Origin of the sequence: Actinoplanes lutulentus (genome assembly GCF_003259845.1) — a bacterium.
GTDB lineage: Bacteria > Actinomycetota > Actinomycetes > Mycobacteriales > Micromonosporaceae > Actinoplanes > Actinoplanes lutulentus.
In genome coordinates this window covers 1-11,892 of sequence record NZ_QLMJ01000017.1, presented here as the reverse complement: position 1 = coordinate 11,892, position 11,892 = coordinate 1, and the positions used below count along the sequence as shown (strand labels likewise).

The following is an 11,892-nucleotide window of genomic DNA, read 5'->3' as shown; positions in this document are numbered from 1 at the left end:
TTGATGAATGACACATCGGTGCTGGTTGTCGGTGCGGGCGCGGTCGGGATGGCGCTCGGCTATCACTTGCGGCTGGCCGGCGCGGGCGTCACCTTCCTGGTCCGGCCCGGCCGCACGGCAGCGTTCGCCGCTCCGCGGCGCCTCTATGACTACAACGAGGCGACGATCAAAACCTTCGATGGGTACGGAGTAATCGACGACACCGCGGATCTGGTCGGCCGGAGTTTCGCGTTCGTGCTGGTCACGCTGGACGGGCACACCAGCCGTACCGAACAGGGCGCGGCCACCCTGCGGGCCGTCGGCGAGCTGATCCGTGACTCGGACGCGGTCGTGCTGATGGACGGGATCGGCGTCGGGCTGCGCGAGTTCTACCTGGAGACGATGGGGATCAGTGGGGACCGGCTGCTGCTCGGGTTCCTCGGCATGCTGGCACATCAAGGATCGGCCGGATTGCCCGTACCCCAACAGGCGGATGGGGCGGCAATCGCCGCCGCTGACGTCTGTTTCGTGCATCCGCCGAACCGGACCGGGTTCACGATCGCGCGCGGCAACCCGGCTGCCGCGAAGAGGTTCGCCGCACTGTACGACCGCAGCGGCGTCTCCCGCGTGGGGTTCCTGCCGGCGAAGGTGGCCGACGTGGTCGGCAGCGCGGTCTTCACCATCTATGCCGCCTGTGACGTCGCCGGATGGCCGCCGGTCGCCGACGTGGTCGCGGACCGGGAGCTGTGGCAGCTGGCGGTCCGCGCCCAGCGGGAGATCCTGCGGCTGCCGCGCAACGGCTGGTTCGGCACGGTGGCCGCCGCCGTGATGGGCTCGCGGGTCACCGCGTCGATCCACGTCAAGCAGGAGAAGGACATGCGGCCGCTGGACGTCGCCGCGTTCAACCGGTTCCACCACGGCGGCAAGGTCCGGGCGCAGGACATGGACGTGCTGCGCGACTTCGCCGCCGAAGGGCAGCGCGCCGGCCGGCCGATGACGGCCCTGCGGGCGCTGCTGACCCGCGCCGATGCCTATCCGACCGCCGCCAGGAAGTCGGAGTAGAACACGCCCAGGCCGGCCGCCACGCAGACGCCGGCGATGGTCCAGAACCGGACCACGATGTTGACCTCGCTCCACCCGGCGAGCTCGAAGTGGTGGTGCAGCGGCACCATCCGGAAGACACGTCTGCCGGTGGTCCGGTACGAGACGATCTGGATCACCCAGGTGATCGTGATGATGAAGAAGAGCCCGCCGATCAGGATCGACAGCAGCGTGGTGCGGGTGACCACCGCGAGCCCGCCGATCAGGGCGCCGAGCCCGAGCGCGCCGACGTCACCCATGAAGATCCGCGCCGGGGAGGTGTTCCACCACAGGAAGCCGACGCAGGCGCCGGCGGCCGCCGCCGCGATCATGGCGATCTCCAGGGGATCACGGACCTGGTAGCAGTACTCGTTCGCGCGGGCGTACGTCTCGTCGGCGCACCAGTGCCGGTACTGCCAGTACCCGATCAAGGCGTACGCGCCGAGTACCAGGGTCGACGCGCCGGTCGCCAGGCCGTCGAGGCCGTCGGTGAGGTTCACGCCGTTCGACATCGCCGTGATCACGAAGACGAACACGATCACCGAGCCGACCTTGCCGACGTTCAGCCAGCTGATGTCCCGGATGAACGAGATGTTCTCGCTGACCACGGTCTGGCCGTTGGTGCTCGCCACGTAGAGCGCGGCGATGCCGAACCCGGTGCCGATGATCGCCTGGCCGAGCAGTTTGCCCTTGGCGGACAGGCCGTCGGAGTTGCGCCGGCGGACCTTGAGGAAGTCGTCGACGAAGCCGACCGCGCCGCAGAAGACGAGCAGGCCGAGCAGGACGAGGGCCGTCATGGTCGGCTTTTCCTGGGCGATCTGCCGCTCGGGCAGCGTGGTCAGCGCTACGTGCCCGGCGACGTACGCGATGAGGGTCGCCACGATGAACACGACACCACCCATCGCGGGGGTGCCCTTCTTGCCCTCGTTCGAGGCGAGCCCGAGGGAACGGATCGGCTGTCCGGCCTTGAGCGCGGTGAAGACCCGGATCGCCACCGGTGTGAGGAGCAGGGAGACGATGAACGCGACCGCCGCCGCAACGATGACCGCCCTCACGCGCACGCCTTCACGAGATCCGGGTGCGTGCCGGACAAGTCAGCATCAACGATCATGGAGCATGATCTTGCCATCCGGCGCTGACCGGAGCAGCCGTGGCCGGGTGTGTGGCGGATCCGGTGCGGGTGATGACCTTGGGCGTGGGGTCGGTCCTGACGTCGTGGGCCGTGGCGGTTGGGTCGGACATCCGGTCTGGCATCGGCGCGGCAGCGGCTGCCATGATCAGCTCATGGTGATCGGCGACGCCCCCGTGCCGGGTGATGTGGTGTTCGGGTGGTCGCCGTGGCGTTACGTGGTCGCGGCGGCCGCGATGGGCTTCTTCGGGGCTGTCGTCGGTGTTCTCTGGTGGGAGTCCATGTTCCTGCTGTTCCCGCCACCCGCCGGCAGGCCAGGCAACCTCGTCATCGCCAACGCTGTCCGGTCGGTAACTATCTATACGATTTCCTTCGCGATCTTTTCTCTGCTGTTCTCTCGCACGCGTCCGGCTTGGTTGAGGTTCGGCGTCGACTGGGTCGATCTGGCTGCTGAGCGGCGCGATGTGGTCGTGGTGCCCTGTGCGGCCGTGACCAGTGCCCGTGTCCGGTGGGTGTGGCCTGTCGCGATGCTCGACGTTGTCGTCGGTTCCGCTGACGAATCGCGGGTGATGCGACTGGACCGCGGTGGCCGTCGTCCGTTGCGTAAGTGCAAGGGTGATCAACTGCGCTTCTCCATGCCGATTGCGGGGCTGAGGTCGTCGTCGGCGGATATCCGTTCTGAGCTTCGGCGTCGTGGATTCGGCGAGTGAGGGGTCCGGTCGGGTTACCGGAATCATGGGACTACTTGTCGTGGGCATATAGTCATGGGCATGGAACGGTGTACGAGTGTGCTGATGGGTGCTCACGAGATCCGCGTGCGGCTCGGCGGGCTCACTCGTCAGCGCATCTACCAGCTGACCAGTCGTGCCGACTTCCCGCCGCCGGTTGCCGATCTGGCGCAGGGCAAGGTGTGGCTGACGTCGGATGTGGAGGAGTGGATCGCTGTGCGTCGCAAGGTGTAAGGCGCTCTCGTCTTGACGGGCATCGGAAACTTATCGATAGTCGATGTATCGATTGTCGATAAGACGGGGTGTGGTCATCATGCGTGCGTCCTTGCGCCGGCCGGACTGGCTGGATGAGCTTCATGGGTTGCTGGCGATAGCCGTGGCGCTGACCGGGATCGGAAGTGTGGTGACGACTGTCGGCATTCTGGCTGGTCAGGCGGTGGACGTGGAGGTGAGCAGTGCGGGTGCGCTGATCAACCTGCCGGCCGGAACCACCGTCGACTCCGGACTCCACCTGCACGTGGAGGAGCCGACCGGAGCGCAGCGAGCCTGGGAACTGCTGGCGACGCTCCCCAGTGTCCTGCTGCTGACGCTGGCGTTGGTGCTGCTCTGGCGCCTGGTCGGCCGGGCACGCCGAGGCGACCCCTTCACCGGGGGCATCGTCAGTCGTTTCCGGGTGCTCGGACTGGTGCTCGTGGTCGGCGGTCCGGCGGTGTGGGCGATCGAGTTCGTCGGCAATTTCGCGCTCAGCGCCACGGTCGCGCCCGATGGCACCTATGCGCCGCTGTCTTTCGCGGTTCCCGGAGCGTGGCTGCTCAGCGGTTTCGTCATGTTCGCATTCGGCGAGATCGTCCGCCGCGGTCAGGTGCTCCGCGCGGAACTCGACGAGGTGGTGTGATGCCACCTGAGGGCGAGCACCGCGTGGAGGTGCACATCGACAAACTGCTCGCGGCGCGCGGCATCACGCTGACTGAGCTCGCCGATCGGGTCGGCATCACCCTGGCCAACCTTTCCGCACTCAAGAACGGACGGGTGCGGGCCGTGCGGTTCAGCACGTTGACGGCCCTGTGCGACGCGCTGCGGTGCCAGCCCGGCGATCTGTTCACCGTTTCCGTTAGCCGCGGTCAGCAGCCCCGGACCTGACCCTCCCCCTTTCCCGCGATTCACGACATAATGCGAGGCCCGCGACCTCACCCACGGAGGGCCCTCGTTGCCGCCGAACTCCGCAACCGGCGACGGCCTGAACCGCCGCGCTCTCCTGGTCTCGGTCGGGTTTACGGCAGGACCCGATCCGGAGGGCAGCGAGGCCAGCTGGCCTCGGTTGCCGTTCGCTGCCGCCGCCAGCGCCGCGCTCGGCTCCGCACTGGAGCCCTTCGGATACGAACCGAGGTTCGTGGCTGACCTGGCAGCGTCAGAGGTCAGCAAACAGATCGAGGACGCGATCACGTCCACGCCCAAGGACGGCGTCCTGATCGTCCACTTCGTCGGGCACAGCCACGTGACTGTTTCCGGTCAACTGGCGGTCATCGGCGCCGATGGACAAAAGACCAGAACAACGGAGTACTGGGTCGACCTGGCCGCTGACCACGACGTGCGCCTGCTCCTGCTCCTTGACACCAGTCACGCGGGCCGGGCCGTCCGATCGAGCGAGCAGCTTCCGAACTCCAACATCTGGGTCATCGCCGGAGCCGACGATGACCATGCGGCCTTCAGCGGACGGTTCACCGCTGCCGTGATCGAGGCGCTCCGCGAACTCGCCGCGGACTCCGGCGATCCGTACATCGGCTACCCGGCGCTCGTGCCCCGGGTGGCCGACGTCCTCGACCGGCTCGTCGTCGAAGCCCAGGCCCTGCCCCAGCGGATCAGCTACACCCGGCTGGACCTGCTGAGACCGAACGAGTTCTTCTTCTTTCCCCTCAGGGGCACCCGCCCGGCGTCACCGAACGCGCGGTGGGAGGTACAGACACGCGGATACGGTGACCGTCCCACCTTCGATGATCACCTCCGCCGTGAAGCCCTCTGGCGGTCCCTGGCCGACCTGATCGAACCCACCGCTACCACAGCCGATGACCAGGACAGCGGCCCCACCGTCCTGGTCATCGACGGACCTTGGGGCACCGGCAAGACGTCCCTCGCCGGCCTCGCCCGGCAACACCTGGAGGCAACCGAACGAGCTGCCGAACAACCGGACACGAAACCCGGCCCTCTGCGTGTCCGCGACGCCGACCGGGCACTCTCCGGCAAAGGCCCGGCGGTTTGGGAACCCGCCATGATGCGCCATGCGCCCGCCGCGACGACCACCCCGCCGATCATCAGCGTGCGCTTCGATCCGTGGGCGCACCAGACCACCGAACAGGTCTGGGCCGGCCTGACCCGGGCCCTGCTCGACGCCGTGGAAGACAAGCTCCTGCCGGAGTCCGAGGAGTCGACGAGGCGGTACTGGTTCCAGCGCAACATCTCCAAGCTGGACCGGATGGCCCTGCGCCGCTCCCTGCGCCGCGCCACGATCTCCCCGCTGCTCGCGGTCAGCGCCCTGGCACTCCTCGTCCCGATCATCGCCCAGATGGCGCGGTCACCCGATGACTACAACCTGCTGGTCTTCACCATCGCCGGTTCGAACATCGCCGTGCTCCTCACCACGCTGGCTCTGCTGGGCAGCATCGGCCACACCCTGTGGCGGTACTTCCGTCGCCCGGCCGCCGATTTCCTCCCGGCCGACCTGTTCGTCGGCCCGATCCCGGCCGACGCGACCTCGGCCGAGAAGCCGGCTGCCGACGCCGCGTTGCGCGACCCGTACTACCGGGCCCGCTCGGGCTATCTCTACCTTCGTCAGCATGACGTTTTCGACGTCCTGACCGACGTGGAGAAGGCCGGCCATTACGTGGTCGTCTACATCGACGACCTCGACCGTTGCTCGCCGCGGACCACCGCCGATGTCTTCGAGGCGATCAACGTCTTCGTCAACGCGTCGTTCCCGGTGACCCGCTTCGTGCTCTGCCTGGACGCCACGGTTGTGGTCGCGCACCTGGACGAGGCCTATCCCTCCCTCGGCGGTCAGCGCAAATTCGCCAGGCCGCTCGACCCGACGCCGGGCTGGTCGTTCCTGCGCAAGGTGGTCCAGCTGCTGGTCCCGGTCACCGCGATGGCGCCCGGCCGCGTCGAAGACCTCCTGGACGACTTGCTGAGATCCCGTCCGGATGTGCCCGATCCGGTATCAGCGCCGGACACGCGGCCCTCGCCTGCTGCAAGTGAACAGCCGGCCGCCGCCGGCGCGCCGGCGCCGGCTCTGATCGATCAGGGCTCGGCCGGCGACTCGGTTGTCGTCCGTCAGCTGGAAGCGCTGGAGCATCACCCGCGGGTCCGGGCCAGCCTCGCCGCACGGGCGGCGGCATTTCCCCAGCTCTCGGCCCGCGAGGTCAAACGATTCCTGACGACCTGGCAGTTCTACGTGCGCGTCTTCGCACGGGTGGACCCGCTCGCGGAGCAGGACGACGTCGTCGAACGCGCTGAACATCTGGTGCTGCTCGCCGAACTCCTCGTCCGCTGGCCGGCCGCACAACGACTCCACAGCCAGCGTGTCGACGGCCGGCTCGGCCTGAGTCTGCTCGCCGAGTCCGCCGGCGACGATCAGGCCTGGAACCAGACACTGCGCCGGCTCCGTCTGACCGGCCCGCACCACGACGACTTCGCGACCGGGGTACGGGCGATCCTCCGTACCCCTGAAGGTCTTGCGATGACGAAGCGGGCCGAGTCGGTCCTCTAGCTCGCGCCCGGCCGTGGTCTCCACAGGTTGATGCCGGACCGGTCCGGGACCGAGGCAGTCATCATGGCGGGAATGTCACCGGGTGGTCACCGGTAGAGGACGCCGGTCAGGGTCTCGGAGACGGCCCAGAGTCGCTGCGCGTCTGCCTGGTCGTGTGACCGGGCTGATGACGTCGTGCGGCGCGGCCGGCCGCGCATCTCGCCGAGCCCGGCGGGGCCGTAGTACTCGCCGCCTTTCGCCCGCGGATCGGTGGCGGCCCGCAGGACGGGCAGCGCGCCGTCCCGGGGGCTCTGGGTGACAATCGGTCCGAGGACCGTGTTGAGCATGCGCATGTGCAGCGGCGCGTTGCGGGTCAGGCCGGTGGCGGAGCCGCCGGGGTGCGCGGCCAGCGCCTCGACGGGCCGGCCGGTGCTGTGCAGCCTGCGCTGGAGCTCATAGGTGAAGAGCAGGTTGGCCAGCTTGGACTGCGAGTAGGCGGTCTGCCCGTTGTACCGCCTCGTGGCGTTCAGGTCGTCGAAGTTGATCCGCCCGGCCCGGTGGCCGTTGCTGGCGACGGTGACGATCCGGGCGGCCGTCGACCGTTCGAGCAGGTCGAGCAGGAGCCCGGTCAGCGCGAAGTGTCCGAGATGGTTGGTGGCGAACTGCAGTTCAAAACCTTCGTCGGTACGGGTTTCCGGTGTCCACATCACGCCGGCGTTGTTGATCAGCACGTCGAGGCGGTCATGGCGGTCGTGGATCTGCTGCGCGGCCGTGCGTACCGAAGTCAGTGAGGAAAGGTCGGTTTGTTGCACTTCGAGGCGTGCGTCAGGGTGCCCGGCGAGGATCCGGTCGGCCGCGTCCTGGCCCCGGGCGGTGTCACGGACGGCGAGGATGACGGTGGCGCCGCGCTGGGCGAACGCGGTGGCGGTGGCGAGACCGAGGCCGGAGTTGGCCCCGGTGATGAGCACCCGGCGGCCGTCCTGGTCGGGCATGTCGGCGCTGGTCCAGACGTCGGTGCGGGTCATGGAGGTCTCCTGAATGTGAGCTGCGATCTCAACAGTGAGACACTGTGTCATCAGCGAACCACTACGTCAACTTCGACCTCGAAGACCGACTTTGGTACGATGGCCGCATGGTGGAGAAGACGCGGCTGCGTTCGGTCGCACGCGAGGCGATCCGGGCTGACCTGGCGAAAGTGGCACTGGCCGTGTTCACCGAGCGGGGCTTCGACAACGTCTCGGCCGCGGACGTCGCGGAGGCGGCCGGCGTGTCCCGCAGCACCTTCCTGCGCTACTTCGCCACCAAGGAGGAGGCGGTGCTCAGCTCCCTCGATCCGCTCGGCGACACCGTCGCCGCGGCGCTGACCGCCCGGCCCGCCGGCGAAGACCTCTGGACTGCCTTGCGCCGCTGCCTGGAACCCCTGATCGATCAGTACCGTGACGAGCCGGCCGTGGCACTTTCGCTCGCCAAACTGGTCGACCAGAGCTCCTCGCTGACCAGCGCCCGCCTCGACAAGCAGGCCCGCTGGCGCCGGGTGCTCGCCGGTGCCGTCGCGGACCGGCTGGAGGCCCGCGACGGCACCGACCCGCGGCCCGCTCTTCTCGCCGGCGCGGCGCTGACCGCGTTCGAGGTCGCCACCGCGCGATGGATCAGCTCCGACGGCACGGCGGTCCTGCCGGACCTGGTCGACGAGGCTTTCGCCTACCTCACCCCGGCGGGCGCCAGATAGGTCGCTCGCCGTGATTGCCTGATCGCCAGGATGCGGCGATCGACGGGCTTCACTTGACAGCAATCTGATGGAAATGACGATGATGAGTCTCCCTCGACCCCGTGGAGACCTTCATGACCTCGACATCCAGGTGGCGCCTGACGACCGCCGCCACCGCCGCGGTGGTTCTCGCCGCCGGCCTGCTCACCGCCTCGGCGACACCGTCGGCGGCCGTTGCCTCCGGGCCGGTCATCGATCAGAACTTCGCCGATCCGGACATCATGAAGGTCGGCCGCACCTACTACGCGTACGCCACCAACAGCGACGGCCGGAACATCACCTGGGCCACCTCCACCGACCTGACGGACTGGGCGGTCCAGGAAACCGACGCCCTGCCGGCTCTGGGTGCGTGGGCCGATCCGGACTGGTCGTTCCCACCCGGCGGGTCCGGTGATCACGGGGTCTGGGCGCCGGAGGTGTTCGCGGCCGGACCGCGCAGCTTCGTCATGTGGTACACGGCGCACGACAGGGCCTCGGGCAAGCAGTGCATCGGCGCCGCCACCGCGACCGCGCCCGGCGGACCGTTCGTACCTCGTGACACCGCCCTGGTCTGCACCCCGGAGACCGGTGGCGCGATCGACGCTTCCTCGTTCGCCGAGAACGGGCGCCGGTACATCCTGTGGAAGAACGACGGCAACTGCTGTTCCCAGGACACCTGGCTGCACCTTCAGCAGGTCAGCGCCGACGGGCTGCGCCGGGTCGGCGCCGAGACCGAACTGATCAAACAGAATAAGCCGTTCGAGGGCACCCTCGTCGAAGCGCCGACGTTGTGGAAACGCGGCAGCACGTACGTGCTCTTCTACTCCGCCAACTTCTTCGGCAACGGCAGCTACGTGAGCAGCTATGCGACCTCCACTGAGCTGCGCGGGCCGTACACGAAGGCGGCGGCGCCGCTGATGACCACCGACGCCTTCGCCGGCACGGTGCGTGGTCCTGGCGGCCAGGATGTGGTGACCGGGCCGGACGGCAAGGACCGGATCGTCTTCCACGGCTGGAATCCCGGCTTCACCTACCGGGCGATGTACTCCCAGCGGCTCGACTGGCAGGGCGGCCGGCCCATCGTGGAAGGCGCGAAGATCCGGTACGAGGCCGAGGACGCCACCTTCACCCGCGCGAACGCCCGGTACGCGGCCGGCGGCGCCAGCAACGGTGTGGTCGTCGGCGGGATCGACTTCGACGACAGCCGGGTCACGTTCACCGTTTACGTGCCCCGGGCCGGCACCTACCGCCTGTACACCCGGTACGCCAACGGCTCCGACGCCGGTGCGGCCGCCCACACCCTGTCCGTCAACGGCGCGAGCGCCGGAACCGTGGACTACCCCTTCACCGGCTGGGACAACTGGCAGGTCAGCGAACGGGCCGTGACCTTACGGTCCGGAACCAACACCATTTCGTACGCCAAAGGCGCCAACTTCGCCGAACTCGACGCGATCGACATCGCCTGACCGGGGTTCCGTGCTCCGATCCGGGCGGGAGCTCAGTCAGCGATCCCGGCGAAGGGGTCGGTCAGTGCGCGCCAGCTGTCGAAGCCGTCGGCGAGTTCGGCGTCGGTCAGCAGGCACCGGGTGAGCAGGCCGGTGATGGCGGCCTGGTCGAGATGCAGGCCGATGAGGGCCAGGGCGGTGCGGCGGTCGCCGTAGTACGGGTCCCAGACGAGGTCAGCGGCGATCCGGCGGTCGTCGCTGGTCCCGGTCCAGCGCTCGACCGGCAGGGCGTCGAGCCAGTAACCGAGGCTGCCCAGGCTGACGCCGCCGCCGGCGGATTCGAAGGCGAGGACGATGTCCGGCTGGCTGGCGATCCACAGCTGGCCGCGACCGCGCAGGGCTCGCTCGGCCAGCTCCTCGAGGGCGTCGCTCAACCGTTGAGGGTGGAACGGGCGACGGCTTTCGAACAGGACGGAGTCCTCGCCCTCGATGCCGATGGCCCGCCCTTCCAGGGCGAGACCGAGCATTCCCGGCCGGCGCGGATCGTGGCGGCCGGTACGGCGTACCAACTGGGAGAGGCCGGTGCAGTCGAGGCTGTTGGTCGTGCCGACGGGTACCTGAACCGCCCATGGCGCGAGGCGGTGCACGAGAGCGCCGACCCGGTCGAGGTCACGGCTGTCGGTACCGGGCCGGCTCCACAGGATCACGGTGTCGCAGAACTCGACCTGATGGACCACCACCTCGGCGACCGATCGGTGATCGGCCTCGGTGATGTGCAGATCCGCTGTGCTGCCCAGGTCGTCGAGGAAGCTTTCCGGGTCGACGACCGTGATGAAGGAGTCGAAGCGCACGCTGTGCGCGCCGGCGGCGGCGACCGCCTCGGGTTCCACAGCGGACGGCAGAACCAGCAGGACGTCGCTGCCAGGGTGGCTGCCTGTCAGGCGTACGAGGGTGGGCAGCACGTCCTCGCGCAGCGTGCAGGAGACGCAGCCGTGCGCGAGCTCGACGGTGCTCTGCTCGATCAGTTCGGTCGCGGACCGGACGGTGCGCCGGAGCACGCCGTCGCGGATGCCGGTCAGGTCGTGGCTGACCGCGATCAGCCGCTCGTCGGCGATCAGCAGGGCGCGGGCGGCCGCGTGAACAGCGCCGGGCGAGAAGCCGGACAGCACGGTGACGGCGGGCCGGTGGTCCACCGGGACGGGCGGGGCGGAGGCGATCGGATGGGAGCTCACCCCCTCATCTTGTTGGAAACGATTTTCATTGTAAAGTCTGCCGCGCGTTTCACGTTTGCGATGTCACCGGCGCCGAGCCGGCCTTCGGGCGGCTGAGATCATGTCCTGGTGCTGACGAACCGGACGAATGACCCCGCCACGCCCACGGTGATCGACGCCGGTGATGTCGAACGGCTGCCGTGGCGCAACGGTCTCGGCAGCACACGAGAACTCGCCACCGGTAACACCGGCTGGCGGCTGAGCCTCGCCGACATCACCACGGCGTGCGCCTTCTCCCGGTTCCCCGGTCTGTGGCGATGGTCGACGGCGGTCGCCGGACCGCCCGTCGAGATGGTCATCGGCGATCGTGATGCCATCACGGTCGCCGGTGACGTCGTCGTCGACTACGACGGCGAGGCGCCGGTGACGGCGCGCCCGGCATCCGGCGGGGTCACCCACCTGCTCAACCTCATGACCACCATGGGTACGCCGGCGCGGCTGACCCGCGCACGAATGGACGGCCCGGCTCGGGTGACCGCGGCCGCCGTGGCCGTGTTCGTCCTGGACGGCACGCTGCTCGTCGCAGACCAGCGGGCCACCGCCGGGCAGTTGATGCTGCTGGGTGACCACGACGGCCTCACGCTGACCGGGCACGACGCCCGATGCGTGATCGTGGAGGTGCCGGGTTCGCGGGTCAGTCGCCGCTGAGGGTGCGTGCCCAGGGCTCGTCGATGTCGGTGAGGCCCAGGGCGAGCGTGACGTTCTCGAGCATGCCGGCGCCGAACCATTGCCGGACAGCCTCGTCGGATCCGAGGAGTTCGCTGATGAGTTCGA

General features: G+C 68.7%; 12 protein-coding genes. 9 read left to right on the top strand and 3 right to left on the bottom strand.

The annotated features are described in order from the left end of the window. Positions 1 to 3 precede the first annotated feature (3 nt). Positions 4 to 1,041: a ketopantoate reductase family protein gene (locus tag B0I29_RS31005; RefSeq protein ID WP_111652675.1), complete on the top strand. Its 1,038-nt coding sequence runs from the start codon at positions 4 to 6 to the stop codon at positions 1,039 to 1,041. On the opposite strand, the gene mraY is transcribed toward B0I29_RS31005, so the two are convergent. Then, positions 1,011 to 2,114, bottom strand: a complete 1,104-nt coding sequence (gene mraY, locus B0I29_RS31000) for a phospho-N-acetylmuramoyl-pentapeptide-transferase (RefSeq protein WP_111652674.1) — start codon at positions 2,112 to 2,114, stop codon at positions 1,011 to 1,013. The genes B0I29_RS31005 and mraY overlap by 31 nt on opposite strands. Positions 2,115 to 2,343: 229 nt before the next feature. Between mraY and B0I29_RS30995 the strand changes: the two genes are divergently transcribed. The 5 genes from B0I29_RS30995 (at position 2,344) to B0I29_RS30975 (ending at position 6,676) form a co-directional block, all read left to right on the top strand. Next, entirely contained in the window at positions 2,344 to 2,898 is a 555-nt protein-coding gene (locus tag B0I29_RS30995) for a hypothetical protein (protein ID WP_111652673.1), read from the top strand. A gap of 54 nt (positions 2,899 to 2,952) precedes the next feature. Then, entirely contained in the window at positions 2,953 to 3,150 is a 198-nt protein-coding gene (locus tag B0I29_RS30990) for a helix-turn-helix transcriptional regulator (protein ID WP_245972854.1), read from the top strand. Between the two features lie 79 nt (positions 3,151 to 3,229). Further along, the gene (locus B0I29_RS30985; RefSeq protein ID WP_181558054.1) at positions 3,230 to 3,811 is read left to right on the top strand and encodes a DUF2975 domain-containing protein; all 582 of its coding nucleotides are present in this window, start codon (positions 3,230 to 3,232) and stop codon (positions 3,809 to 3,811) included. Next, positions 3,811 to 4,056: a helix-turn-helix domain-containing protein gene (locus B0I29_RS30980; RefSeq protein WP_111652671.1), complete on the top strand. Its 246-nt coding sequence runs from the start codon at positions 3,811 to 3,813 to the stop codon at positions 4,054 to 4,056. Before B0I29_RS30985 ends, B0I29_RS30980 begins: the two co-directional genes overlap by 1 nt. Before the next feature lie 67 nt (positions 4,057 to 4,123). Continuing rightward, positions 4,124 to 6,676, top strand: coding sequence for a P-loop NTPase fold protein (locus B0I29_RS30975; RefSeq protein WP_111652670.1), 2,553 nt, complete (start codon positions 4,124 to 4,126; stop codon positions 6,674 to 6,676). Between the two features lie 86 nt (positions 6,677 to 6,762). Here the strand turns inward: B0I29_RS30975 and B0I29_RS30970 are convergent, their stop codons facing one another. Then, complete coding sequence (locus B0I29_RS30970) at positions 6,763 to 7,680, bottom strand: oxidoreductase (protein WP_111652669.1); 918 nt, start codon at positions 7,678 to 7,680, stop codon at positions 6,763 to 6,765. Between the two features lie 107 nt (positions 7,681 to 7,787). Here B0I29_RS30970 and B0I29_RS30965 point away from each other — a divergent pair, with 107 nt between their 5' ends. After that, positions 7,788 to 8,384 (top strand): acyl-CoA-like ligand-binding transcription factor, encoded by a 597-nt coding sequence (locus B0I29_RS30965; RefSeq protein ID WP_111652886.1) that lies wholly within the window; start codon positions 7,788 to 7,790, stop codon positions 8,382 to 8,384. Positions 8,385 to 8,497: 113 nt separating this feature from the next. After that, positions 8,498 to 9,868 carry a family 43 glycosylhydrolase gene (locus B0I29_RS30960; protein ID WP_111652885.1) on the top strand — a complete coding sequence of 457 codons (1,371 nt, stop codon included), beginning with the start codon at positions 8,498 to 8,500 and terminating at the stop codon, positions 9,866 to 9,868. A 32-nt stretch (positions 9,869 to 9,900) separates the two neighbouring features. Here B0I29_RS30960 and B0I29_RS30955 read toward each other — a convergent pair whose 3' ends face one another. Continuing rightward, a complete protein-coding gene (locus B0I29_RS30955; RefSeq protein WP_245972853.1) occupies positions 9,901 to 11,079 on the bottom strand; it encodes a CobW family GTP-binding protein in 1,179 nt (392 codons plus the stop codon). 108 nt (positions 11,080 to 11,187) lie between these two features. Between B0I29_RS30955 and B0I29_RS30950 the strand changes: the two genes are divergently transcribed. Beyond that, a complete protein-coding gene (locus tag B0I29_RS30950) occupies positions 11,188 to 11,766 on the top strand; it encodes a HutD family protein (RefSeq protein ID WP_181558053.1) in 579 nt (192 codons plus the stop codon). Positions 11,767 to 11,892: the final 126 nt, after the last annotated feature.

Coding starts and splice junctions, on each gene's coding strand:
- B0I29_RS31005 (WP_111652675.1), top strand. CDS start 4: ATGAATGACACATCGGTGCTGGTTGTCGGTGCGGGCGCGGTCGGGATG.
- B0I29_RS30995 (WP_111652673.1), top strand. CDS start 2,344: ATGGTGATCGGCGACGCCCCCGTGCCGGGTGATGTGGTGTTCGGGTGG.
- B0I29_RS30990 (WP_245972854.1), top strand. CDS start 2,953: ATGGGCATGGAACGGTGTACGAGTGTGCTGATGGGTGCTCACGAGATC.
- B0I29_RS30985 (WP_181558054.1), top strand. CDS start 3,230: ATGCGTGCGTCCTTGCGCCGGCCGGACTGGCTGGATGAGCTTCATGGG.
- B0I29_RS30980 (WP_111652671.1), top strand. CDS start 3,811: ATGCCACCTGAGGGCGAGCACCGCGTGGAGGTGCACATCGACAAACTG.
- B0I29_RS30970 (WP_111652669.1), bottom strand. CDS start 7,680: ATGACCCGCACCGACGTCTGGACCAGCGCCGACATGCCCGACCAGGAC.
- B0I29_RS30965 (WP_111652886.1), top strand. CDS start 7,788: ATGGTGGAGAAGACGCGGCTGCGTTCGGTCGCACGCGAGGCGATCCGG.
- B0I29_RS30960 (WP_111652885.1), top strand. CDS start 8,498: ATGACCTCGACATCCAGGTGGCGCCTGACGACCGCCGCCACCGCCGCG.